The organism is Chitinophagaceae bacterium (genome assembly GCA_016713085.1).
GTDB lineage: Bacteria > Bacteroidota > Bacteroidia > Chitinophagales > Chitinophagaceae > Lacibacter.
Genome location: JADJPV010000001.1, coordinates 828,035 through 853,065, shown reverse-complemented (window position 1 = coordinate 853,065; position 25,031 = coordinate 828,035). Strand labels below are relative to the sequence as shown.

Genomic DNA, 25,031 nt, shown 5'->3' with positions numbered 1-25,031 from the left:
AAACTACGATGTGTAAAAAAGTTAAATTGCTTCGTAACGTTGCTGAACAAAGTCCCAGTTCACCACATTCCACCATGCATTGATGTAATCGGCTCTTTTGTTTTGATATTTGAGATAGTAAGCATGTTCCCAAACATCGAGGCCAAGAAGGGGTGTTCCTTTAATATCGCTGATATCCATTAACGGATTATCCTGGTTAGGTGTTGAACCAATGCGGAGTTGTTTGTCTTTATCTGCATACAGCCATGCCCATCCGCTGCCAAAACGGTTTTTTCCTGCATCCGCAAATTGTGTTTTAAAAGCATCAAAACTGTTGAATGATTGATTGATGAGCCCGGTGAGTTTTCCGGAAGGCTGTCCACCACCATCTTTTTTCATGCATCTCCAGAACAGTTCATGATTATAATGTCCGCCGCCATTATTACGCAGCTTGGCAGAATATTTTGAAATTTTTCCAAATACATCCTCCAATGGTTTGGTCATGTCAATATTCTCAGCTTTTGCAGCGTCTTTTACATTGGTTGCATACGCAGCTGCGTGTTTGCTGTAATGAATTTCCATTGTCAACGCATCAATTACCGGTTCCAGTGCAGAATAAGCATAGGGCAAAGGAGTTTGATCAAAACCTGTTTTACTTCCAAAACCACCAAGTGTTTTTGCTGGTGAACAACCGGCAAGCAGATCATTGCTGATGATGCCTGCAACAGATAATGCTGCTGTTGTTTTTGCAGATTGACTGATAAAGTTGCGGCGTGAAATATGTTTTGACATATTGGTAAATTTAATTTGAAAAGTTACGACCAATTCCTGAAAATCTATTTTACCTTTTCTTTTAAAAAGCGGCTTAGCTTCAGTTTTCGTAAGAACCTGTAATAAAATTCTGAGTTAAAAAGATTTGAATCCTGCATGGCTTTCCATGTGAGGAAAATTCCGAAGGGAATCAGGATCATGGTAGATAGCCACATGCCGGAAAATGGCATCAGCACATCTTCCTTTACCAGCTTTTCACCACTTGTATTGGTTACATGAAAGGCAATAAAAAAGAATACAGAAATTACCAGCGGCAAACCAAGACCGCCTTTACGGATAATAGAGCCAAGCGGTGCGCCAATCAAAAACAAAACAATACAGGCAAAAGATAAAGTGAACTTTCTATGACGTTCCACTTCATGCAACCGCAATTGTTTTTTCTGTTCATTATAGTCATAGTATAAGTAATCAACCTGGTTTTTGATTCCTGCAACTTTCATTTCTAAAGAATTGTACACCGTTTTTTTCAGGCTGTCGGGAATCAGTGCGTCAGCTTTTTTTATCTTTTTTGCCAATGGCTTTGCTTTTTTCCAGATGCTGTCGGGTATAGCCTGCAATGGAAAAAGAGGTTCAATATCACGCTTTGCTTTTATGCCGGAATTGACTGTTAACTTTTTCAGAGAGTCAACAACAGTCGAAAGCTGGCTAAGACTGAGCATTTTGTAATAACTCTTAAAGGTTGAGTCAGCAGTCTTGGTTAATTTAAACGAACTGAGGTCAAATACTTTTTTATATTCTTTAAAACCAAGGCGGTAATAATCTGTTTCAATGGTGCCGGCATTTCCTTTTTCCTGGTAACGCCATCCATTCTCAAGGTTGAAATATAAAAACCGCTGATCGGGTGAAATAGTCATGGTTCCTTTATCAGCCAGGATGATATTATCCTGAAGGGTATAACTGCTTTCATAAATAACAACGTTATGTATAATCGAGTCCTGTTCTTTGTGGCCAATCTTAATGGTATAGCCATCGAGCTTTTTATAGAAGATGCCTTCCTTAATATCGAAAGCAGGTTTGGCAACACGAATATCATACAACAGAGTGCGCATTTTTAATTCTGCAACAGGTATAACATAATTGGCAAATGCAAAAGCTACAATTCCGAGCAACCCTGATAAAATAAACACTGGCCGCATAAACCGTATTAAGGGGATGCCTGCACTTTTAATTGCAACCAGTTCAAAGGTTTCGCCAAGATTACCAAAAGTCATGATAGATGAAAGCAGGATGGCTAATGGTAAAGAAAGAGGAACAAGTGTTGTACTTACATAGGCAATAAACTGAACTAAAGTAAACAGATCAATGCCCTTTCCTACAAAATCATCAATATAAAGCCAGAAAAACTGTAAAACGAGGATAAACAGTGCAATAAGGAAGGTAGCCAGAAACGGTCCGATAAATGCTTTTATAATAAGTTTGTCTAACTTTTTAATCACTGTTTCTTTTTTATGACGGGTTCAGCAAATGTAAGTCTTTCAGCTTTTGAGAAGCAACTGGTAACAGATGCCAGTTGGATTTTAACAAAGAACAATATCATTCAGAAGCTCTTTGTATTATTTGGTGAGTTAAGTGAAACATGGCAATCCAATACGGTTCTGCAGCAATTGCCTTCAGCCATAAATGAAATACCTCCAAAAATTTCAAAGGGAGAAAATTATGAAGGTCTTCCTTATGTTATGCTCGATTATCCCCGTTGTTTCAGCAAAGAGGATGTTTTTGCCATCCGTACTTTTTCTGGTGGGGAAATTTTTTCAGCATTACACTGCATCTCAAAGGAAAATACAAAGAACAGTTTGAACAGGTAATTGCTGCTGCAATCAGTAACGGCGAATTAAGCAATGCATGGATTAATTATACCGATGAGGAATGGATACATCATTTTGAACATACAAATATGAACCCTGTGCAGTTAACAGATGCTGCTGCACTCAGGAACAAAAAGTACTGAAGCTTGCTTACAAACTTGATTTGAATGACTGGGATAGTGCGGAAGATTTTCTGAAGAAAGTATTTGATCAATACATGCAGATACTGGCAGATTAATTACTGCCAATACGATGAAACAGATCTTTGATCTGGTATTCCCATAAACGGCTTTGATCTTTAATTTCTTTTTTATCGGCAAAATCTTTGATCAACAGAATTGTCTGGTTGGAAATTTCTGTTTTTTCAATCCGGAATTCAAAGTATTCATCCTTTGGAGAGTGTACCCAACGGTAACGGATAAATTTATTTTCCTCACTTTCCATTAACTCTGCTTTGTCTTCTGATCCTTCCCAGTTAAAAGAATAAATTCCATCTCTTTCATCAACTTTATCTGCAAACCATTCCTGTAATCCTGAGGGGCTTGATAAAAATTCAAATAAAATTCCTGGCGAGCATTTAACGGGAAACTCTAACGTGTATAAAACTTTTTTACTCATTTGTTTTGCTGGTTCACCTTCTGATTAGATGCAATAATATAAAAATAATGGAGGAATCAAAATTTTTAATATTTTATTCTTGTTTAAGATAGTCTTTCTTTTTGTTAAACAGACAATACTCTTTTAGTAGTAAAATCAAGCCAGATGGGGCTTTTTTTTGGCGGATCTGGCAATAAATGTTAAATTCAATTGTTTATAAAAAGCCTTAATACGCAGGTAATAGTAATGTTTTTTGTTTGTGATTGATTACTGCCCGTGTGTTTTTGCTTTCCGAACCATGAAACCACTACAATAACCTTAAACCAAAGCTTATGAGCATGCGCCAACTCAAAATCACAAAATCGATCACGAACCGTGAATCGCAAAGTCTTGAAAAATACCTTCAGGAGATAGGGAAGGTAGAACTAATCACGCCGGAAGAAGAAGTACAACTGGCTATAAGGATTAAACAGGGAGACCAACGGGCTCTCGACCGTTTAACCAAAGCAAATCTTCGCTTTGTAGTTTCAGTTGCAAAACAATACCAGAATCAAGGTCTGTCATTACCCGATTTAATTAATGAAGGAAATTTAGGATTGATTAAAGCTGCCCAGCGTTTTGATGAAACAAGGGGCTTTAAATTTATTTCTTATGCTGTTTGGTGGATTCGCCAGAGCATACTGCAGGCATTGGCAGAACAATCAAGAATTGTACGTTTGCCGCTTAATAAAGTTGGGCTTACAAACCGTATCAACAAAGCTTTTTCTCAGTTAGAACAGGAGTATGAAAGGGAACCATCCGCAGAAGAGTTAGCCACTTTACTTGAAATTGAAATTGAAGAGGTTTCTTCTACTTTAGGTGTATCGGCCAGGCATGTGAGCATGGATTCACCATTGTCTGATGGCGAAGAGAATACATTAATGGATGTATTGGAAAACCCCAATGCAGAAGCAACAGATGGCGAACTCGACCACAATCAATCATTACAAACAGAAATATCCCGTTCACTTAAAACATTAACTGAACGCCAGCAGGAGGTAATCCGTTTCTTTTTTGGAATCGGGGTCGATCATCCGCTGAGCCTGGAAGATATTGGGGAGCGTTTCAATCTTACGAGAGAGCGTGTAAGGCAAATCAAGGATAAGGCCATCAGTAAGTTAAAAACGAGCAGTCGCTGTAAACTTTTAAAAGGTTATCTGGGCTGATGTTCATAGTTGTAGAATAACCGGAAGTAAGATATTTACTTCCGGTTTTTTATTTTCATGAGCAATCAGTTTATACTTTTGCGTTTCTTTTACCTTCGTTACCAACATGAACAGGCTCGTATCTTATTTAGTTATTCTTGCAGCAGCATCTATTTTATTTTTTCATTCATTGGGAAAAGTACATCTCTTTGACTGGGATGAAATCAATTTTGCCGAGAGTGCAAGAGAAATGATTTCTACTGATAATTACATGCAGGTGCAGATTAACTACGAACCTTTCTGGGAAAAGCCACCTTTATTTTTCTGGATGCAGGTGGTAAGTATGAAAGTGTTTGGAGTAAATGAATTTGCTGCCCGTTTACCTAACGCTGTTTGTGGTATTCTTACCTTACTGGTTTTGTTTTCCCTCGGCAGAAGATTGCACAATGAACAGTTCGCTTTCTGGTGGGTGCTGATTTATGCGGGAACCTTTCTGCCGCATATGTATTTCAAAAGCGGCATTATTGATCCCTGGTTTAATCTGTTTATTTTCCTCGGCATTTATTTCCTTGGAAGTTTTTTAGCTGCAAAAGAAGAGCGAAAAAAAATACTGAAGCCTTTATTGCTTTCTGCTTTGTTTACCGGCTTGGGAATTTTAACAAAGGGACCGGTTGCAATGATGGTTGTATTACTTACTTATGGGTTGTTTCTTTTCTTTAACCGTGGTAAAGGATTGGCTGCATTGAAACATTATTTGTGGTGGGGACTTGCTGTTATTGCAGTAACAATGCTCTGGTTTGGATTAGAGATTGCACAGCACGGCTGGTGGTTTGTAAATGAATTTATTACTTACCAGCTTCGCCTGGCAAAAACGGAGGATGCAGGACATGGTGGTTTCTTACTGTATCATTTTGTAGTTGTGTTAATTGGATGCTTCCCTGCATCATTGCTCATCTTCCGCTATAAGAATCAAATTCATGAAAATACCCGTCAGCAGATTTTCCGAAAACTGATGATTGCATCTTTCATTGTGATTATGGTTGTGTTTACGATTGTGAAAACGAAAATTGTTCACTACTCATCCTTTACATATTTGCCAATAGGATATTTAGCTGCAGCAACAGTATATGGTATTGTTAACCGTACAGCCCAGATAAAAAACTGGCAGAAGTTCGGGTTGCTGTTTCTTGGTTTGATCTGGAGTGTATTGTTTATTGCATTGCCATTAATTGGGAAAAACATTCAGTGGCTGAAACCATTGCTGCAGAAAGATCCATTTGCGCTGGCCAATATGCAGGCTGATGTAGATTGGAATTATACACTGATGATACCGGGCATATTATTTTTACTTGCAATGATTGCTGTGTTTATCTGGATACAGCAAAAGAAATTTCAGCGTGCATTCTTTACTTTATTAATTGCCTGTATTGCTGCCATGCAGGTACTGCTCACATTATTTGCGCCACGTATTGAACAGTATTCTCAAAATGCGGCAATAGAGTTTTACCAAAGCTTGGAAGGAAAGGATGTGTATGTGCGTACACTGGGTTATAAAAGCTATGCACAATATTTCTATACAAAAGCAAAGCCCGGTAACAGGAAGGAAGCAAAAGATGAAAACTGGTTGCTTACAGGTGCGGTTGATAAGCCCACATACTTCATCAGTAAAAACACATTTAAAGAGCAGGTGATGAAGGATCACGGAGATGTGCTGCAGGTATTGTATGAGAAAAACGGGTTCGTGTTTTACAAACGAAAATAAGTTGAAAGAAGCCGCATCATTTGATGCGGCTTCTTATTTACTTACCGAGTTATTGAATTTTTTAAGCTGGGAAATGGATTGCCGTAGAGGATACTTTGAAAATCTGCATAGTTAGACAGATATGGTTTTCCCGATAAAATTTTCAGCAGATCCTTCTCCAGGTTTTCAATGGGACTTTCTACAATGCGGTTGATTTCTTTGTTGTTTTCAATAACGATCAAAGTAGGTACCCGTAATATATTCATTCCCTTTTCTTCATGAGTGGGACTTTGTTTATATGCACTGTCATGATTACTTACCAGCACCAGTTTAATCTGTTCAGGTTTTACATTGCAGTAATCAAATAGTTTAAAAAGACGTGGCACTTCCTTTTGCTGTCGCCACACCATGTGCCAAGAAAAAGCAGGAACTGTTTATTGCCGATATTTTTTTAATCTCGTCAGCAACTGCAGTGTCAACTTTATAATTATTGTAATTTGGAACAAACCATGTTGTAAAAGGGTCCATTAATAATGCCTCCCTGGTACAACAGCCAATTAGCATTTCGTTTCCGTTGCGGTCTTTTGTTTTTTGATTAAGCGGCTGGGCAGCTAAATAGTTTGCGGCAACTGCAAACAGTATGGATATGAAGATTGATTTCATTTCAATAAATTATGAAGTAAAAAATGGCGTGCATAAGTATGCACTTATCAGTAGATAAGAGTCAAATGGTGATACAGAACAACGAAGCATGCACAATGAAAAATTCCATTGTGTACACCAAATGAGTAAATAATTACTTAACAGCGTGGGGGCTGAAGGATACCCTGAAGATAGCCCGGCAATTGATCCTGTTTGAATAGTATTGTGAAGAGAAGATTGTTTCTGCCGGGCATTTCTTCCTTGACCAGCCATTCATGATCGAAAAATTCTTCTGTATAATTTTTCAGGTGATGCTGATGTATTGGTTGTGAAGAGTTCTGATCTGTATCTGCTGTTTGAAGGGTATTACCGCAATCGCAATCTGTTTTTGATTCGATGGCTGCTGTAATACGGCATTCCATATAGGCAAGCATCTTTCCATATTGAGAAAGGAAGAAGAGGGAAAGGAATAATATGGAAAGGCATTGTTTCATTTTGCAGCTCTAAAGTAATCACACAAAATGAAAAAGCAAAGCATTAATAGAGCTTACTCTTCATCAACCCCCATTTGCAGAGGCGGTACACAAGGGAAACCTGCAAACAGCCCAATCCGTATTTCATACTTCGGCTGAAGTTGATGCTGCTGGCTTCTTCAAAATATTTGGTGGGACAGGTTACTTCGCCAATTTCAAATCCTTTGTAAAATATCTGTGCAGCCATTTCATTGTCAAACACAAAATCATCATTACAGGCTTCAAATTTGATGCTTTCTAATACTTCTTTGCTGAACGCCCTGTATCCTGTATGGTACTCTGACAATTTTTGATTGAGTAATAAATTCTGAGAGAGAGTTAAAAAACGGTTGGCAATATATTTATAAATCGGCATTCCACCTTTCAATGCACCGTTCCCTAAAATACGGCTGCCGAATACTACCGGGTAAACATTGTTACCGATAATACTCACCATTGCATGAATCAGCTGCGGTGTATATTGATAATCGGGGTGAAGCATGATCACAATATCACCACCCAGCTCCAGTGCTTTTTTGTAACAGCTTTTCTGGTTGCCGCCGTAACCTTTATTCTTTTCATGGCTTACAATATGCTTAATGCCCAGTTCTTTTGCTTTCTGTACGGTTTCATCTTTACTGGCATCATCAACCAATACCACTTCATCCACAATATCAAAAGGGATTTCATTGTAGGTGACCTCTAAGGTTTTTGCTGCGTTGTAAGCTGGCAAAACCACGACTACTTTCTTGTTGTTGAACATGCGGTGAAGCTTTTTTGAGGGGGCAAAGGTAGAAGATTGGCCGCAGAGGTCAAAGTGATATTGAGAAGGGAAATTATTGAGTACTAATAACTCGCATCATAATAATAAACTACCGTGCTGTCCATTGAGGCATAGATAAACTGAATAAAATCTTTATCAGGGGTTTTGTATTCAAATTTTATACAGGAATCACCAAGACGTGTAGGTTTCCACCAATTGGGAGGATCGCTTGATATCATTGACTCATCAATTTTGGTTGAATCTGGGTAAGAAATTTGAAGTATGTTCTTATAAACAATTGTTTTCTCATAATCTCCAAAGGACAGAATTCTTTCTAGCTCAGAAGGACAGGTTTTAAAGTATAGCCAAACACAGCAATCATCAAGGGCTCTTGCATCCCTGTATTTTATAAACTGTAAGCATTTTGCGTCAGCTTTGCCAAATACGTCAGAATAAATTTTGTTAGCATTTCTTGAAGGAAAACTACAGCCCAACAAGCTGAGTATGTAAAGTATTGAGCTGAAATATTTTATTCTTATTGATAGTTTTGTCATAATTCGAGCATAAAAGTATAAATCTTATCTTCTTTAAATGAAGTTATATTGACCACATTTTGAACCTTTTTATAAGCAATAATGAATTCCTATCTGTAATCGGATATGGGTTATCGAGTAAAAGTCTACCTCGACAACCTTCAGCATCTTTGCTTACATTTGCAACCCGAAATAAAGTGGAATATGTTTCAAAATTTATCAGAACGTTTAGAGAGTGCGTTTAAAAATATTAAGGGCGAAGGCCGCATTACCGAACTTAATATTGCAGCAACGGTTAAAGATATCCGTCGTGCATTGGTTGATGCGGATGTGAACTATAAAATTGCCAAAGAGTTTACCGATACGGTAAAGGACAAGGCTATGGGCGCTAAAGTGTTGCTGGCGGTGAATCCCGGTCAGCAGATGGTGAAAATTGTGCAGGATGAACTCACGGAACTGATGGGCGGTTCAGAAAGTGAACTCGACATTAAAGGCGCACCGGCAGTGATTCTTATCGCTGGTTTGCAGGGTAGTGGTAAAACAACCTTCAGTGGTAAACTGGCCAATTATCTCAAAACACAGAAAGGGAAGTCACCCTTGCTGGTGGCAGCAGATATCTATCGCCCGGCGGCGATTGATCAGTTGACGGTGTTGGCAGGACAGATTGGTGTAGATATTTACAGCGAAAGGGAAAATAAAGATGCGGTTGATATTGTTCGGAATGCTATCAAAGAAGCTAAAGCAAAAAATAAAAATGTAGTTATCATCGATACTGCCGGCCGTTTAGCGATTGATGAAGTGCTGATGAAGGAAGTTGCCGACATCAAAGCCGCCGTGAACCCGAACGAGATTTTGTTTGTGGTGGATAGCATGACCGGGCAGGATGCAGTCAATACGGCTAAATCGTTCAATGACCGGCTGAATTTTACCGGTGTTGTGTTAACGAAATTAGATGGCGATACAAGAGGTGGTGCGGCGCTTTCCATCAAATACACAGTAAACAAACCCATTAAGTTTGTAAGCAGTGGTGAAAAAATGGAAACACTGGATGTGTTTTATCCAGAACGTATGGCCCAGCGTATTCTCGGAATGGGTGATATTACATCATTGGTGGAGAAGGCACAGGCGCAGTATGATGAAGAGGAAGCAAAGAAATTAGAAAAGAAGATCCGCAAGAACCAGTTTGATTTTGAAGATTTCAGGAAACAACTGGAGCAGATCAAAAAAATGGGTAACCTGAAAGATCTGATGGGCATGATACCCGGAATGGGCAAGGCAATGAAAGATGTGGACATAAGCGATGATTCATTCAAAGGCGTAGAAGCGATCATTGGCTCCATGACTCCGCAGGAAAGAAGTAATCCTGATTTAATTGATCAGAGCCGCCGCAAACGCATTGCGAAGGGCTGTGGTAAGGATATTGCAGAAGTGAATGCGTTCATGAAACAGTTTGAGCAAATGAAGCAGATGATGGGAATGATGAATAAAATGCCCATGGGGGGCCGTATGATGCCTGGTTTGGGCCGTAAATAAAATTTAATATTTTTTGCGTTGGAAGTTTGGTGCTGAGCCATTATTTTTGCAGTCCTTATTTAAGATAACCTAATTATTCACGCATTTAAATTTTAATTTACGATGCCAGTTAAAATCCGACTGCAAAGACACGGGTCTAAGAAGAGACCCTTCTATTTCATCGTAGTGGCCGACGCAAGAGCCCCAAGAGATGGAAAATTCATTCAGAAAATTGGTACTTACAATCCTGTTACAGAGCCTGCTGTGATCCAGATCGATCGTCAGAAAGCACTGGAATGGTTAACGAAAGGAGCACAGCCAACTGATACAGTTCGCAAAATCCTTTCTACCAAAGGTGTATTGTACCTGAAACATTTGTTACGTGGTGTAACTCTCGGTTTGTTCGATCAGGCTGCTGCTATGGAGAAATTCCAGGCATGGCATGTTGAGCACGAAGCTGCTGAAGCTAAGAAAAGAGATGAAGCACGCCGTAGCCGTTTTCAAAGTCGCAGTGGTGGTAACTACCAACGCCGGCCTTACACGCCAACACCAAGGAAACCCGAAGGTGAAGCGCCAGCTCAAGGAGAATAATTAAATATTACTCTTGATAAAAGATCCCTCGATTATTCGGGGGATTTTTTTTGGCGGCCTCATCCTTCTTTCCCTTCTCCGGTAGAGAAGGGACGGTACATCCTCACATTACAAACAGGTTGTTCTCCCACTTCAGCATTTGTACTTTGTTCATCAAATGTCAGAGAACTTGAATTTCTTTTTATCCTCAAACAAGTAAGGGCTGTGTAATGGCAAGTCCCCTTTAGGGGATTTAGGGGCATTGGTCTTTATATTTGCAAAATGGAACAATACTTCAGCATCGGACAAATTGTAGGCACATTCGGATTAAACGGGGAAGTGGTGCTCAAACACAATCTTGGAAAAAAGACTTCACTCAAAGGATTGGAAGTGTTGTTCATAGAAGAAGGGAAAGACAAATTTCTTCCTTACTTCATCAAAGCAACCAAGATTAAGAACGATGCGGAAGTATATTTAACGGTTGATGGTATTACAACAAAGGAAGCTGCCAAAACTATTTCACCTAAGAAAGTATGGCTGCGTGAAGAAGATTTTCACAAGCACGCAGGGAAAGCAGCACCCATTTCATTGATAGGTTATTTAATGATTGATGGTAAAAAGGAATTAGGTAATGTGCTGGAAGTGATTGAACAGCCGCTGCAGATTTTATGCAGACTTGAAATTGAAGGCAAGGAAGTATTGATACCGCTGCATGAAGAAACGATTCGAACAATCAATCATAAAAAGAAACAGGTAGTGGTAGAATTGCCCGATGGATTACTGGATGTTTATTTGGGCTGAGTGTCTGACGTCCCGAAGAGCGTCTGACACATGTTGTTTCAGGTTTTATTAATCTTAAGTCTTCCATTTATGCAGTATCGGAGTTTTCTTTTTTATTTTCTCTTCTTATTTTTCTCAACTACAGCAGTTGCACAAACAAAGCCTGATTCAAAGCTTCCTGCCGACGAAGTTTTTCCGCTGGGTGTTATCAAACAATTGTATTCAAATGAACTGAAGGAAACAAGAACACTGAATATTTATTTGCCTGAAGGTTTTCATGCTGATTCTTCTTACCCCGTAATTTATTTGCTTGATGGATCGGCTGATGAAGATTTTATTCATGTTGTTGGACTGGTTCAGTTTGCAACATTTTCATGGGTGAATATTTTGCCCAAGTCGATTGTTGTTGGCATTGCCAATGTTGACCGAAGAAGAGATTTTACATTCCCAACAACAATCAGCAAGGACAAAGCAGATTTCCCTACAACAGGGTCCTCTGCAAAATTTATCAGCTTCATTGAAAAAGAACTGCAGCCGTTTGTTGAGAAGAAGTACAAAACAACTGCTTCAAAAATGCTGATCGGGCAATCGCTGGGTGGGTTACTGGCAACAGAAATTTTATTCAAGCAACCAAATCTGTTTAACAGCTATGTAATTGTAAGCCCGAGTTTATGGTGGGATGTTGAATCGCTGCTGAAGGTGAATCCTGCATTGCTGAATGAAAACTATAAAGAACAAACGAGAATTTACATTGCAGTTGGTGAAGAAGGCAAAGTAATGGAAGAGGATGCAAAACATTTATTTGAACTGATCAATAATGGGGGCAGAAAAAATATCATTGCCAGTTTTGATTTTATAAAAGGGAAGAAGCATGCCAATATTTTTCACCAGGCAGTGTCTAATGCGTTTGAGATTTTTGCTGAAAAGAAGTAATTTTAATTCGCTGGTAAATTTCTCAAAAAGAAATCTCTCACATTTCCTCCCATGATCATTTCAATTTCTGTTCTGCTGAAGCCTTCTTTCAGTAAGGCATTTACAATCAGTGGCAAACCTGTTACATCGAAATGAGAACCAATGGCTCCATCAAAATCTGAACCCAGTGCCACTTTATCTACACCAATTTTATCAGCAACATAGCGAATGCTTTTTGCTGTAGCTGTTGCATCAGAACCGCATACCGCTGTTTCCCAAAAACCAATTCCCACCAAGCCGTTTCGTTTGCCAATAGCTACCAAATGTGCATCTGATAAATTTCTCGTGTTTTTGCAAACTCCCCGCACACCTGTATGCGAAACTATTACAGGGCTGTTGGTAAAAGCCAGTACATCATCAATTGTTTTGGGTGATGCATGTGCAAGGTCAATAACAATATGCAGGCTATCCATTTTTTGAACAAGTGTTTTACCTGCTGCTGTAAGTCCCCATTTTTTCATACCATGTGCCGAGCCTGCCCATTCGTTATCGAAAAAATGTGCAAGACCGATATAGCGAACACCGGCAGCATATACTTTATATAGATTATTGATATCCTTATTCAAACAATGAGCTCCTTCAATACCCAGCATGCCGGAACTGATGTTGCGGTTTGTTTTTCTGTCGGTGATGAATTGCTGCAAAGTTGCTTTGCTGGTAATAACACGAAACTGTCCGTTTGATTTTGCAGCAGATGCATATTACAATAGTAAACACCTGCATTGCCATATTTGCTTTTAACATACGTGGAAGATCTACATGGCCGTAGCTGTGCTCTTTCAAAAGATTTCTATCCCACAGTAATTCATCGCAATGCAGATCGGCAATAAAAGGAATAGAATCGTACCAGTTCTGTTTTTCAGGATTAACGACTTTCAATGCTACCGTGTTTTTCGATTTATCAATATAGCCCGGTACAAAGCCAAAAAAAATGATGGAAGCAATTGAAAGAATAACAAGGATGGTAATGAGAATTTTTTTTAACATGGCAGGGGGTATTGAAACAATTTGGTTTAGGATGTATAAAAAATTATTTAAAATCGCTTTTAATGAAATCTGCCAGAAGCTTCATCCTGTAATATAAATTGCTGATCATGAGTGGTACATTGTTCTTCAGTTTTTCAACCGAACCCTTGTTCATCTTTTTCAGGAGTTTCAGCTCCACAATTTTTTCATCAATCTTATCAATGAGTTTTTCAGCTGTCCAGCCGATGTATTTTTTATTGCGGTCATCAAAGACATGATAGGGTTCAATACCTCCTGCTTTTAATTTTTTGAAAGTGAAATTATTTTTAACTCCATCCTGGATGGCATCATTGCTCAGCAGATCAATCACTGTGTCAGGCGATACTTCATTCATGTAAGCATTCTTGAAGATGTTGAGATTGTTCCGCAGTTCCATCAGCACCTGCTTCTTCAGCACATCATTTGTTTTTGATTGCTTGTGCAGAAAGGAGATGAGGTTATCTAAAGGTGCTATGCCGCTTTTGAGCCAGTCGAGATTCATATGGTAAATTATATTTCAAGATAACAAATTCTCAGATAGTTCACCCTGCGATCTCTGTACCTCTGCGTGAAATCGCATTTCTCTCTTTTGTTCTCTTAGCTATAACTTTGTTCTCCTGTCACAACAACGCATCATAGCACACTTTGACCTTGATACATTCTTTGTATCGGTGGAACGTTTGAATGATCCTTCACTCGCAGGTAAACCTGTGATTGTTGGAGGAACAAAAGAGCGGGGAGTTGTGAGTACCTGCAGTTATGAAACAAGAGTGTTTGGCGTACACAGTGGTATGCCCATGAAACAGGCAATGAAACTATGCCCTGATGCTATTGTGATGCAGGGGACCAGGGGCGATTACAGCCGCTATTCAAGATGGGTAACAGATATTGTGGCAGCCAAAGCACCACTGTTTGAGAAAGCATCCATCGATGAATTTTATATTGACCTGACAGGCATGGATCGCTTCTTTGATCCATTGCAATGGACGATTGATCTGCGGAAAGAGATCATTGATCAAACTCAATTGCCAATTTCTTTTGCCATGGCAAGTAACAAGCTGGTGGCAAAAATTGCAACTGATCTTGCAAAACCCAACAATTATATTTTCGTTCCTTTTGGCGGCGAAAAGGAATTTCTTGCTCCTTTACGGGTTAATAAAATTCCCGGAGTGGGTGAGCATGCTTTTCATTCGTTGCTTGATATTGGAATTGAAACAATTGGTGAATTGCAGAATGCAAACCCTGCAATGCTTGAACAGCAATTGGGAAAACATGGAAGGGATCTGTGGCGAAGGGCGCATGGTATCAGCTTTGGTGAAGTGCATTCTTATCATGAGTCCAAATCTATTTCCAGCGAAAATACCTTTCATGAAAACAGGAATGATATTGCTTTTCTTGAAACAGAAATTGTAAGGCTGACGGAAAAAATTGCACATGAACTCAGGCAGGATAATAAAATGGCCGGATGTATTTCAGTAAAGATCCGCTACCCCGATTTTGAAACGCAGCAACGCCAGGCATCTATTCCCTATACATTTTATGATGATGAACTGATTTATAATGCCAAGGAACTTTTTCATCAGCTGTACCGCAAAGGTCAGCCCGTTCGTTTGCTCGGTGTTAAGCTGAGTGAGTTAACCGATGAAGCATCCCAAACAAATCTCTTCCAGGATGTACAGAAGAAAAATGATTTGTATAAAGCCATTGATGAAGTAAAAGATCGTTTTGGAAAAGCCCTACTCACAAAAGGGCGTAATGCAAAACGAAAAGAAAAGGGCGATGATGGCATTTCAGAAGTTTCCTAACGTTTGTTTATAGAGAGAAAAAATCTTTGTGTTTAAAAGTCTATCTGTTTAGTAGGAAATACATATATTTGTCATCCAATTATTGTTCATCTTTTAATTCAACATTATGAGTTTACGTTTAGGAGACATTGCTCCGAATTTCCAGGCAAAAACAACAGCGGGTACAATTGATTTTCATGAATATCTAGGCAATGCTTGGGGAGTTTTATTTTCTCACCCTGCTGATTTTACACCCGTTTGTACTACTGAACTTGGTAAAACAGCTTTATTAAAACTTGAGTTTGAAAAACGTAATGTAAAAGTTTTAGCACTCAGTGTTGACGGATTGGACAAACACAATAGCTGGATCAGCGATATTAACGAAACACAGCTTACAACGGTTGATTTCCCTATAATAGCTGATGAAGACAGGACCGTTGCTAACCTTTATGATATGATTCATCCCAATGCGTCTGAAACATTTACAGTTCGTTCACTGTTCATCATTGGGCCCGATAAGAAAGTAAAACTGTTTATTACTTACCCTGCTTCAACAGGAAGAAATTTTCATGAAGTATTACGTGTGATTGATTCATTGCAGTTAACTGCTAACTACAGTGTTGCCACACCGGCTGATTGGAAAGAAGGTGAAGATGTAATTGTAGTTCCTGCTGTAACGACTGAGGCAGCCATTGAAAAATTCCCTAAAGGAGTAAAGATTGTAAAACCTTATTTGCGTTACACACCGCAGCCAAACTTGTAAGTTTTTCCTTCGATTATGATATTGTATGATAAGAGCTCCGCATTTGCGGGGCTCTTTTTTATTTAACCCATTTTTCGAATTGCTGAAGTAAAGCACGAAGGTCTTTTGATAGCGGAGCTTCCAATTCAACTTTTTTTCCTTCTGCATCTGTGAAAGTAAGTTTCCATGCATGCAAAGCCAGTCGGCTCAGTAATGGACGCTCTTCTTCATCAGCTTTTGACAGCTTGAATTTTTTCCTTTTCATGGATGATAGAAGAATGGGAGCTGCGGTTCCATACACATCATCACATACAATCGGATGACCGATATGTTTCATGTGTACACGGATCTGGTGTACGTCCTGTATGAATCTGGAACTGCATCCATGAAAACTGTCCGTGTTCTTCCAGCACTTTATAATCAGTCATCGAAGGTTTCCCTTTCTGATGAATGATGTAGGTTGATTTTTTTACTGAATGCTCCATGATAGGTCCATCAACACTTCCTTCTTTGTTCGATAGAATTCCATGCACAAGACCGAGATAAAATTTCTCCACCTTTCTTTCTTCAAACTGCTGCGATAAAAGTTTATGTGTTGCTTCGTCTTTTGCAAAAAGGATCAAACCGCTGGTGAATTTATCAAGGCGGTGAACGATCCATACTTTATCATATTTTTCATTCAGCAGATCTTTCAGTGATGGTTCACTTTGCATCCTGTCTGGAATGGATAATAAACCCGAAGCTTTATTGAGAGCGATCCAATGATCGGTTTCAGCAATGATGTCAATTTTATTCTTCATCTCTGTTCTTTCCTTTTTCTTCTTCTTTCTTTTTGACGAAGGATTTATTTAAGAATTTCAGCAAACGCACTTCCTTTTCGTTAAGGTAACGCCATTTGCTGCGGTCAACATTCTTCTTGGTGAGATTGGCAAATAATACACGATCCAGCCCTTTCACATCATATCCCAATGCTTCAAACATACGGCGAACGATGCGGTTACGTCCGCTGTGAATTTCAATGCCGATTACTTTTTTATTTTTCGGATCGGGGTATCCAACTGCATCCGGTGCAATAAATCCATCTTCCAGTGTTAAACCATTCAGCAGTTTTTCAAAATCTTTTTTCTCTAATGGTTTATCCAGTGTTACTTCATACACTTTCTTAACCTGGTAACTTGGATGTGATAATTTTTGTGTGAGTTCACCATCATTGGTTAATAATAACACACCCGTTGTATTCCGGTCCAATCGTCCAACAGGGTAGATGCGTTGAGTAGAAACTCCTTTCATCAGATCCATGATTGTTCTTCTTCCCTGCGGATCTTCTGACGTAGTAATATAATCTTTTGGTTTATTGAGCAGGATATATACCAACTCTTTCTGGATCGTAATTTTTTTACCGTTTACTTTCACTTCGTCTTTATCAGTTACTTTATGTCCGGGTTCAGTAACTACTTTACCGTTTACAAGTACAGTTCCTTTTTTGATCACTTCAGCTGCTTCTCTTCGACTGCATACATCGCAATGTGCCAGGTATTTGTTGAGCGGCATTTCACCTGTTGTATTTTCACGTTTAAAGGTGATCGGTAGTGCAGGGGTTTGTGCTCCTGATTTTGAAGACACGGTTTTGGTTCTTGTTTCCTGTGGACGGAAACTTTTCTCTTCTGCTTTCTTTTTTGCAAAGTATTCGTTCTTCTCTACTCTTGCTTTTTTCTTTTCCTGGCGGAACTCTTCTTTCTTTTGTGCGTTGGTTTTCTGACTAGCGAAATTGCCGAAGCTGCTTTTTGCCATATTGTTTGTATTTGCTGTTTTGCAACAGGATGAGGGGCAAAGGTAACTGAAATGCTTTTTATGGGGGAAATCTGTGTTCCTGCTTGTTTTATAAGATGTAAATATTCATTCGTTCATCTTTTCACAGGCCGTAATTTTCAATACTGGTCAAACCGTCGGGCAACCGTTCATCCATTGACACAGCATTGCCTCAAATTTCAGAAATTATCTTGCAGGGAATCTTTAAACAAATCGTCAAACTGATCTATGAGAAATATATTCGCTGCCTTATTTTTATTGATGGCCAGCCTGGCAGCCGGACAATCCGCTCAAACCCTTTATTTCGATCCAAATTCAACAATCGGTGCTCCTGCATCAAGAGTTTTCGAAAGCATCAGTTATATACCCCTGGAAACTACCCGGCAAAGCCTGTTTGGACAGATAAGCAGGCTGGTGGTAACAGATCAGTATTTTATCATTTTTGACTACGATACACAGGGTTTGTATTTTTTCGACAGATCAGGTAAGTTTATAAAAAATATAAGGACGATAAATATACAGTTGCTTCCATGCAGTTGATGGAAAAGGAGAATGCACTCTATCTTTTACAGATAAATAAAAAACTTCCGCCCAACTGAGCAGGAGAGGGATGAATTGGTACGTAATCCTTTTTCAAAAAACAGTATGAAATTTGGAAGATCGGTTCTTTACGGTCTTGCCGATATCCAGAGTGAGCAAATTACAGAAATCAAAGGATTTGCTATTTCAATGACCAACCCCCATTACCTGGCTCCTGATCAATGGGCTTACAGTGTTGTGCTTGAAGATAAGAATGCAAAAGATTCAGTGGACTTTGAATTAAAAATATCGAATGGCAGTAAAACACTAAGAGCCTATTTTCCTTATGCAAAACGGAACTCATCTTATTTATCTGATCCCGGAAACATTGAGTTTTACAATACAGGCCAGCCAGGTACTTTGCTCTTTTCCCGGCCTTACAATTATTCCATTTACCAGTTAACTCCCGACAGCGCAACAATCCTTTATAACTTTGTGCTCCCATTTGAAAATACAGTTCCCAAAACTTTTTTCACAAAAGAATTCAGTTCCAGAAACGAATTGCGTGAATATAAGCGGATAAACCCGGGATATGTATGGCGAATCAATGGCCTGGTACCCGTTAACAACTATTTATTTTTCTCTCTTGATTATCAAAAACGTGACCGTCGTTTTATTTTCGACAGAAACAGCAACCGCTTTTACAACATTAACAGAATATCTCCCGACAGCAGCAATGCATACCTGCCGGTAATGGGCTGGGGAATTCAGTACTATGATAAAACAGCGTTGTACAGCAGTATTTCCTCAGACGCTATGTTTCGGTCGAAGGATGCTGAACAACATCGAAATCCTGTATATACAGTTTTAGTGAAAGAATATTTTGAAAAGAGCAAGTCCACATCAAACCCTGTTATCATCATCCTGAAACCATCGACCAAAACCAAATGAAATTAGCAACCATTCTATTACTGCTGTTACCTTTCTTTGTTTTTTCACAGGAAAAAACCGAAGGCACAGGTACTATTACCGGAGTAGTAAAAGATTCTGCAAATGAGTACGCACTTGAATCTGTAACTGTACTTGTATATAAAAAAAGCGATTCCACTCTGCTCAATTACAGGCTGACAAATCCATCGGGTGAATTTAGTTTTGATAAAATGCCTTTGAATGTTCCCTTACTGATAAGCCTTACCTCGTCTGGTTACAAATCATTTTCAAAAACGATTAAGCTCGACAGTGTAAACCCATCTTACAATTTTGGTTCAATACAACTTGGCACTAATTTTAAAAGCCTTGGTGAAATTGTGATAGAAGCCGTGTTACCCATACGTATGAATGGCGATACATTGGAAATAAATCCGGCAGCGTTTAAACTCGATTCAAATGCAGTAGTGGAAGATATGTTACGCAAAGTGCCGGGAATTACACTTTGGGGTGATGGCACTGTAACGGTCAATGGTAAAAAAGTAACCAATGTGTATGTAGATGGGAACCCTTTTTTTGGGAATGATCCTGCTATTGCCACACAAAATCTTCCGAAGAATGCCATTGACAAAATACAGGTTTATACAGAAGAAGACAGAACGAAAACTGCAGCTGAACGAACCCCATCTGATTCGTTGCTGACCATGAATATTAAGCTGAAAGCTGATAAGAAAACCTGTTACTTTGGAAAAGCAGAAGCAGGTATGGGTACTGATAAAAGATTTGAAGTCGATTTTGGTTTGCAGGCCTTTAATAAAAAAACACGACTTGGTCTTGGAGGTGCCTTCAATAACATCAATAAGAATGTTGAAGGTTTGCAATCACTGCTGGGAGAAACTACATTCCGCACTATGAATCCACGCAACAGGTATGTGGCCAATTTTGGCGGCCGGGGCATCAGCAAAATATATTTCCTTGGAGCAAATGTACAGCACAGTTTTATAGAAACAACAAACAATCAACGCAACAATGAATTGAGTTTAGATTTAAGCGGCAGGGGCAGTATCAACAATATTAATTCACAGTCAGATGCAATTACCGGCACAGGCGGCAGCTCGTTTTTTAAATCATCCGTGAGAAATTCAACACAGGAAAATGATGCAAAAACTCTGGCAATCAGTTATAATAAAAGGGATGTAGACAGGGATATGAATTTCCGTGCATCAATAACTGACAACCGGGGCACAGGCAGTTCATCTGGATCAACAATTACAGAAAGAGAAGGCTCAGGAATAGTAAGCAACAGCAACGAATCGTCAGAATCGGAAACAAAGAACCGCAACATAAATTTGAGCGCTAATTTTTTAAACAAGGATAGCGATGAAAGAAACCTGAAAAGTTTTTCACTGAGGTATAATACAAACTATAGCGAAAGCGAAAACATACGTAACAGCTTAAGTAATTTTGAATCCTTTGAGGACCCCACAAGAAACACATCTTTTAACCGCCTTTATAACACCAACTCCAGCAATTGGAACAACTCGGTGAATGTTACATACAATGCGTTAAAACGCCTGCTGTTTGGCAGTAATAATCTCTGGAATATTAATATCAGGCTTACAAACAATCTTGCCTTCAGTCAATCTGATCTTACCTATAACGTAAGCGATTTCGATTCTATCGGCAAGATCTATATGCCCAATACAACAATTACCAACCTGCACAAGCACAACAGGGTAAGCGAGGAACCTGCTCTTAATATATCTAAAACATTTCCAAAAAGATTGTCAAACCGTTACTATCGTGCCTTTACCGTTTCTACTAACCTGGGTGCACAGTTTTTACGGGAGAAAGATCAATCGAATTTCAGCAAGCGGGATTTAAGCAGAGATTTTTCATTCTTTACACCAAACACCAACCTTAGCTATTATTACCAGAAAGTAAATGGGTTTAACATCAATGCAGGCGTTTCTCACTCAAAGAATTATTCTATTCCGGGACTTGATCAGTTGTTTCCTATCATTGACAGTGCAAACCTTTATTCTTTCAATTATGGTAATGAGTTCCTGAAGCCTTCCAGCTCGAATAACTTTGGATTTAACTTTGCTTACGGCAGGAGTGGCAACAGGAATAAAAAAGCCGATATTAATTTTAACCTGAACGGAAATTTTGCTGCCGTGAAAGCTGATGTTGCCGACAGCAGTTTTTACGATACACTTGGACGGCGAAATATTTATCTCATTAATATTGATGGAAGAAAGAACTGGAGCATTGGCGGTAATTTCAATACCTCCATCCGCCTTAAAAAGAACGTATTGCAATTTTCTTATAACGGATCACTTAACAACAGCCGTTCTCCAAATTATATTGATGATATCTTTTCTGTTTCCCGTATTCAAAATCTTAATAACACGGTGCGTATTTATTTTGCTCTGGGTGAAATTGTAAACTTCTCCATATCACAGGGTATTAATATGAGTAACAGCATACAAACCGGCAAAAATCTGCGTTCGTTTAAAAACACAAACTATATAACTGCTGCAAATATTAACCTTCATTATCCAAAAGACCTGACTTTAAGTAATACGATGAATTATGTAAAGAATAATACCACCAAACAAAGCTCGGCACTCTGGAATGCTTTTCTCAGCTATCGCTTTTTTAAAGGCAAACAGCTGGAAGCGAAGTTTTCAGCAATGGATATTTTAAGGCAAAACAAAAACATTACCATCGGCTCAGGTAGTAACACAATCACAACAACAGTAACCAATGGGCTGCAACAGTTTTATATGTTGACCATTGCGTATTATCCACGTAAGTTCGGTCAATCACAAGACGGTGGGCGGCGAGGAACACCGGTTCGAAATGGAGGTAGCGCAGGTGGCAGACCAAGGCAATAGTATGTTTGAAGTGCTGGACTTTATCCTTTGCAGGGATTAATGAAACTGTTATAAACAGATGAGTTGAAAATTATAAAACTTAGTACCTACGACTTATCACTTAAAACTTCTTTATTCGCCAACTGTCCGCAGGCCGCATCAATATCTTTTCCACGGCTTCTTCTTAACCTTGCGTTCACTTTGTGTTTTTCAAGGTAAGCCATGAATCTGTTGGTTACTTCTTCATCTGGTTTTTGAAATGATGCCAAATCAATTGGGTTGTATTCAATGATGTTGATTAAGTCGGCAGGAACCTGTCGGTAAAGCTTAATCAACTCATCTGCATCTTTTAAACTGTCGTTGAAATCTTTGAACAGAATATATTCAAACGTAATTTCATTGCCTGTTTTTTTATAGAAATGATTCAATGCGTCAATCAGTGATTTGATATTGTTGGTATCATTTACCGGCATAATTTCATGGCGCTTTAAATCATTTGCTGCATGAAGGGATAAAGCCAGTTTGAATTTTACTTCATCGTCACCCAACTGTTTGATCTGCTTGGCAACGCCAGCCGTTGAAACAGTAATGCGTCTTGGGCTCATACCTAAACCATCAGGAGAGGTAATGCGTTCTATTGCCTTCATTACATTTTTATAATTCAACAGTGGCTCACCCATTCCCATGAACACAATATTCGTCAGCTTCTTTTCATATACTTTTTCACTTTGCTGGTTGATGAGAACTACTTCATCATAAATTTCATCGAAGTTGAGGTTACGTTTACGGTCGATATAACCGGTAGCACAAAACTTACAGCTTAAAGAACAGCCAATTTGCGAAGACACGCAAGCTGTCTTGCGTTCATCTGTTGGAATTAATACCCCTTCAATTAAATGCCCTTCATGTGTACGGAATCTTGATTTCACCGTTCCATCTGAAGAGTATTGTGTGGCGTCAACTGTTAATGCAGGAAGTGTGAAAACTTCACCCAGCTTTTGGCGGAGTTCTTTGCTGAGGTTGGTCATGTCCCCAAAACTATGGGCATGTTTCTGCCAGAGCCATTCATGTACCTGTTTTGCTCTGAATTTCTTTTCGCCAATGCTTTCGAAGAAGGTATTGATTTCTTCAAGACTTAAGTGACGGATATTTCGCTCGTTCGCTACTTTCATGTCGCCAAAGGTACAAACCATCAGCCGATTGGAACGAGTTCTTTACTTTTGAACTTTACACTTTTATATGAAACCTGTCTATATCATCGATTCTCTGCGAACGCCTATTGGAAAATATGGTGGAGTTTTAGCTTCTGTACGTCCGGATGATTTGCTGGCCCATGTCATTAAAGCATTGATTCACCGCAATGGTTCTATTGATGTAAATGCAATTGAAGATGTCATTGCAGGTGCTGCAAATCAAAGCGGTGAAGATAATCGCAATGTGGCCCGCATGGCAGCTTTGCTTGCAGGCTTACCGGTAACTGTTGCAGGCAATACAGTGAACAGGTTATGTGCAAGCGGTTTGCAGGCAATCATGGATGCATCAAGAGCAATTGCCTGTGGTGATGGTGATATTTATATAGCCGGTGGCGTGGAGAGCATGAGCAGGGCACCGTTTGTGTTGAGTAAAACATCTTCTGCTTATGGGCGAGATGCAGTATTGCAGGACACCACACTAGGCTGGCGTTTTATCAACTCAAGACTGTCTGAACTCTATCATCCTTTCAGTATGGGTGAAACAGCAGAGAATGTAGCGAAGCAATGGAACCTTTCCCGAATTGCACAGGATGAGTTTGCAGTACAAAGCCAGGAAAGGTATTTTGCTGCATTAAGTGCCGGAAAATGGGCAGATGAAATTATTCCTGTTGATGCAATACAGGGAAAACAGATGATTATTGTTGATACAGATGAGCACCCCCGTGAAACCACTATTGATCAATTAGCCAAACTGAAACCTGCATTTGTAAGAGATGGAACAGTTACAGCTGGTAACTCAAGCGGAATTAATGATGGAGCGGCTGCAATGTTGCTGGCAAGTGAAGAAGCTGTTTTAAAATATAATCTGAAACCGGTTGCCATGATTAAATCAATGGCAGTGGCGGGTGTTGATCCTTCCATTATGGGGATTGGCCCGGTACCTGCAACAATCAAAGCATTGCAGCGGGCAGGTCTTACCGTTAGTGATCTTGATTTAATTGAATTGAATGAAGCGTTTGCATCACAAAGCATTGCCTGCATTCATGAGTTAAGCCTTGATCTTGAAAAAGTAAATGTAAACGGCGGGGCAATTGCTTTAGGTCATCCACTTGGATGCAGCGGTGTTCGCATCTCTACTACATTGCTTCATGAAATGAAACGCAGGAAAAGTAAATACGGATTGGCAACCATGTGCGTTGGTGTAGGACAGGGTGCCGCTGTAATTTTTGAAAGGATATCCTGATCTTACATCAGAGAAATTGTTTCCAGTTGTTTTATTTTTTTCAGCAGGGCGAAATATTGTTTGCCATTATAGCTGTAGTACAACACTACTTCATTATTCTGCAAATTATTTCCGAGCATTGTTCCAGGTCTTGGGGCAGGCTCCTGTTTTTTGCCTAAAACAATTTCGTATACATCATTCGCCGTTTTTGGAACGGCAATAAATTTTCCTCCTCCGTCACCTGTGGACTTTTCAACGGGAGTCTTTGTAACTTTTTTCAGCGTAAAAAGATAATACTCATTATCAATCCAGATACCACTGAACTTTATTTTTTTGCTTTTTACAATTTCTGCATACAAAGAAAGCTGTTCATTTTTTTTTACTGTTTCCTCGGGTGCAGGTTTTTTACCCGGGATAACGGATTGCCGGTAAGCAATAATTTTTTTAACGGGTGCTGTTTGAGAAACCGCTATGTTTCCTGCAAACAGGAAACAAATCAACGGGAATATTTTACATAACATATCAATACT

General features: G+C 39.2%; 25 protein-coding genes and 2 pseudogenes. 13 read left to right on the top strand and 14 right to left on the bottom strand.

From position 1 onward, the window contains the following. Window positions 1-21 precede the first annotated feature (21 nt). Both IPK31_04135 and IPK31_04130 read right to left on the bottom strand, forming a co-directional pair. Window positions 22-771: a superoxide dismutase gene (locus IPK31_04135; GenBank protein MBK8087194.1), complete on the bottom strand. Its 750-nt coding sequence runs from the start codon at window positions 769-771 to the stop codon at window positions 22-24. Between the two features lie 44 nt (window positions 772-815). Next, window positions 816-2,246, bottom strand: a complete 1,431-nt coding sequence (locus IPK31_04130) for an LptF/LptG family permease (GenBank protein ID MBK8087193.1) — start codon at window positions 2,244-2,246, stop codon at window positions 816-818. A 12-nt stretch (window positions 2,247-2,258) separates the two neighbouring features. Here IPK31_04130 and IPK31_04125 point away from each other — a divergent pair, with 12 nt between their 5' ends. Then, window positions 2,259-2,615 (top strand): hypothetical protein, encoded by a 357-nt coding sequence (locus tag IPK31_04125; protein MBK8087192.1) that lies wholly within the window; start codon window positions 2,259-2,261, stop codon window positions 2,613-2,615. Window positions 2,616-2,849: 234 nt separating this feature from the next. Here IPK31_04125 and IPK31_04120 read toward each other — a convergent pair whose 3' ends face one another. Next, window positions 2,850-3,233, bottom strand: coding sequence for an ATPase (locus IPK31_04120; protein ID MBK8087191.1), 384 nt, complete (start codon window positions 3,231-3,233; stop codon window positions 2,850-2,852). Between the two features lie 317 nt (window positions 3,234-3,550). Between IPK31_04120 and IPK31_04115 the strand changes: the two genes are divergently transcribed. Together IPK31_04115 and IPK31_04110 are read left to right on the top strand one after the other, a co-directional pair. Beyond that, window positions 3,551-4,417 carry an RNA polymerase sigma factor RpoD/SigA gene (locus IPK31_04115; GenBank protein ID MBK8087190.1) on the top strand — a complete coding sequence of 289 codons (867 nt, stop codon included), beginning with the start codon at window positions 3,551-3,553 and terminating at the stop codon, window positions 4,415-4,417. A 106-nt stretch (window positions 4,418-4,523) separates the two neighbouring features. Next, window positions 4,524-6,158 carry a glycosyltransferase family 39 protein gene (locus tag IPK31_04110; GenBank protein ID MBK8087189.1) on the top strand — a complete coding sequence of 545 codons (1,635 nt, stop codon included), beginning with the start codon at window positions 4,524-4,526 and terminating at the stop codon, window positions 6,156-6,158. Window positions 6,159-6,199: 41 nt separating this feature from the next. Here IPK31_04110 and IPK31_04105 read toward each other — a convergent pair whose 3' ends face one another. The 5 genes from IPK31_04105 to IPK31_04085 all read right to left on the bottom strand — a co-directional run bounded on the left by IPK31_04105 (window position 6,200) and on the right by IPK31_04085 (window position 8,608). Then, window positions 6,200-6,523 carry a hypothetical protein gene (locus IPK31_04105; GenBank protein ID MBK8087188.1) on the bottom strand — a complete coding sequence of 108 codons (324 nt, stop codon included), beginning with the start codon at window positions 6,521-6,523 and terminating at the stop codon, window positions 6,200-6,202. Beyond that, the gene (locus IPK31_04100) at window positions 6,507-6,800 is read right to left on the bottom strand and encodes a hypothetical protein (protein MBK8087187.1); all 294 of its coding nucleotides are present in this window, start codon (window positions 6,798-6,800) and stop codon (window positions 6,507-6,509) included. The genes IPK31_04105 and IPK31_04100 overlap by 17 nt, the downstream gene beginning before the upstream one ends. A 137-nt stretch (window positions 6,801-6,937) precedes the next feature. Further along, the gene (locus tag IPK31_04095) at window positions 6,938-7,273 is read right to left on the bottom strand and encodes a hypothetical protein (GenBank protein MBK8087186.1); all 336 of its coding nucleotides are present in this window, start codon (window positions 7,271-7,273) and stop codon (window positions 6,938-6,940) included. Between the two features lie 43 nt (window positions 7,274-7,316). Next, window positions 7,317-8,054, bottom strand: coding sequence for a glycosyltransferase family 2 protein (locus IPK31_04090; GenBank protein ID MBK8087185.1), 738 nt, complete (start codon window positions 8,052-8,054; stop codon window positions 7,317-7,319). Window positions 8,055-8,137: 83 nt separating this feature from the next. Then, window positions 8,138-8,608, bottom strand: coding sequence for a hypothetical protein (locus tag IPK31_04085; protein MBK8087184.1), 471 nt, complete (start codon window positions 8,606-8,608; stop codon window positions 8,138-8,140). A gap of 183 nt (window positions 8,609-8,791) precedes the next feature. Here IPK31_04085 and ffh point away from each other — a divergent pair, with 183 nt between their 5' ends. From ffh to IPK31_04065, 4 genes are all read left to right on the top strand, one after another. Next, a complete protein-coding gene (gene ffh, locus IPK31_04080; GenBank protein ID MBK8087183.1) occupies window positions 8,792-10,120 on the top strand; it encodes a signal recognition particle protein in 1,329 nt (442 codons plus the stop codon). Between the two features lie 102 nt (window positions 10,121-10,222). Continuing rightward, the gene (gene rpsP / locus IPK31_04075; GenBank protein ID MBK8087182.1) at window positions 10,223-10,690 is read left to right on the top strand and encodes a 30S ribosomal protein S16; all 468 of its coding nucleotides are present in this window, start codon (window positions 10,223-10,225) and stop codon (window positions 10,688-10,690) included. 261 nt (window positions 10,691-10,951) lie between these two features. Then, a complete protein-coding gene (gene rimM / locus IPK31_04070) occupies window positions 10,952-11,470 on the top strand; it encodes a 16S rRNA processing protein RimM (GenBank protein ID MBK8087181.1) in 519 nt (172 codons plus the stop codon). A 69-nt stretch (window positions 11,471-11,539) separates the two neighbouring features. Then, window positions 11,540-12,382, top strand: a complete 843-nt coding sequence (locus tag IPK31_04065; GenBank protein MBK8087180.1) for an alpha/beta hydrolase — start codon at window positions 11,540-11,542, stop codon at window positions 12,380-12,382. Window positions 12,383-12,384: 2 nt separating this feature from the next. Here the strand turns inward: IPK31_04065 and IPK31_04060 are convergent. Both IPK31_04060 and IPK31_04055 read right to left on the bottom strand, forming a co-directional pair. After that, window positions 12,385-13,408, bottom strand: a pseudogene (locus tag IPK31_04060) (membrane dipeptidase). Window positions 13,409-13,451: 43 nt separating this feature from the next. After that, entirely contained in the window at window positions 13,452-13,928 is a 477-nt protein-coding gene (locus IPK31_04055) for a hypothetical protein (GenBank protein ID MBK8087179.1), read from the bottom strand. A 115-nt stretch (window positions 13,929-14,043) separates the two neighbouring features. Between IPK31_04055 and dinB the strand changes: the two genes are divergently transcribed. Both dinB and IPK31_04045 read left to right on the top strand, forming a co-directional pair. Further along, a complete protein-coding gene (gene dinB, locus IPK31_04050) occupies window positions 14,044-15,231 on the top strand; it encodes a DNA polymerase IV (GenBank protein MBK8087178.1) in 1,188 nt (395 codons plus the stop codon). 106 nt (window positions 15,232-15,337) lie between these two features. Further along, a complete protein-coding gene (locus IPK31_04045) occupies window positions 15,338-15,973 on the top strand; it encodes a peroxiredoxin (GenBank protein MBK8087177.1) in 636 nt (211 codons plus the stop codon). Window positions 15,974-16,031: 58 nt separating this feature from the next. Here the strand turns inward: IPK31_04045 and IPK31_04040 are convergent. Together IPK31_04040 and IPK31_04035 are read right to left on the bottom strand one after the other, a co-directional pair. Then, window positions 16,032-16,752 (bottom strand): annotated as a pseudogene (locus IPK31_04040) (RNA pseudouridine synthase). Next, entirely contained in the window at window positions 16,742-17,743 is a 1,002-nt protein-coding gene (locus IPK31_04035; protein MBK8087176.1) for an rRNA pseudouridine synthase, read from the bottom strand. The pseudogene IPK31_04040 and the gene IPK31_04035 overlap by 11 nt, the downstream one beginning before the upstream one ends. 246 nt (window positions 17,744-17,989) lie before the next feature. On the opposite strand from IPK31_04035, the gene IPK31_04030 reads away from it, so the two are divergent. The 3 genes from IPK31_04030 (at window position 17,990) to IPK31_04020 (ending at window position 22,107) form a co-directional block, all read left to right on the top strand. Continuing rightward, window positions 17,990-18,301: a 6-bladed beta-propeller gene (locus IPK31_04030; protein ID MBK8087175.1), complete on the top strand. Its 312-nt coding sequence runs from the start codon at window positions 17,990-17,992 to the stop codon at window positions 18,299-18,301. A gap of 105 nt (window positions 18,302-18,406) precedes the next feature. After that, window positions 18,407-19,231 carry a 6-bladed beta-propeller gene (locus tag IPK31_04025; GenBank protein MBK8087174.1) on the top strand — a complete coding sequence of 275 codons (825 nt, stop codon included), beginning with the start codon at window positions 18,407-18,409 and terminating at the stop codon, window positions 19,229-19,231. Then, window positions 19,228-22,107, top strand: a complete 2,880-nt coding sequence (locus tag IPK31_04020; GenBank protein ID MBK8087173.1) for an outer membrane beta-barrel protein — start codon at window positions 19,228-19,230, stop codon at window positions 22,105-22,107. The genes IPK31_04025 and IPK31_04020 overlap by 4 nt, the downstream gene beginning before the upstream one ends. Before the next feature lie 86 nt (window positions 22,108-22,193). Here the strand turns inward: IPK31_04020 and rlmN are convergent, their stop codons facing one another. Beyond that, the gene (gene rlmN / locus IPK31_04015; GenBank protein MBK8087172.1) at window positions 22,194-23,258 is read right to left on the bottom strand and encodes a 23S rRNA (adenine(2503)-C(2))-methyltransferase RlmN; all 1,065 of its coding nucleotides are present in this window, start codon (window positions 23,256-23,258) and stop codon (window positions 22,194-22,196) included. A 67-nt stretch (window positions 23,259-23,325) separates the two neighbouring features. Here rlmN and IPK31_04010 point away from each other — a divergent pair, with 67 nt between their 5' ends. Then, window positions 23,326-24,522 carry an acetyl-CoA C-acyltransferase gene (locus tag IPK31_04010; GenBank protein ID MBK8087171.1) on the top strand — a complete coding sequence of 399 codons (1,197 nt, stop codon included), beginning with the start codon at window positions 23,326-23,328 and terminating at the stop codon, window positions 24,520-24,522. Window positions 24,523-24,524: 2 nt separating this feature from the next. Here the strand turns inward: IPK31_04010 and IPK31_04005 are convergent, their stop codons facing one another. Then, a complete protein-coding gene (locus tag IPK31_04005) occupies window positions 24,525-25,022 on the bottom strand; it encodes a hypothetical protein (GenBank protein MBK8087170.1) in 498 nt (165 codons plus the stop codon). Between the last annotated feature and the right edge of the window lie 9 nt (window positions 25,023-25,031).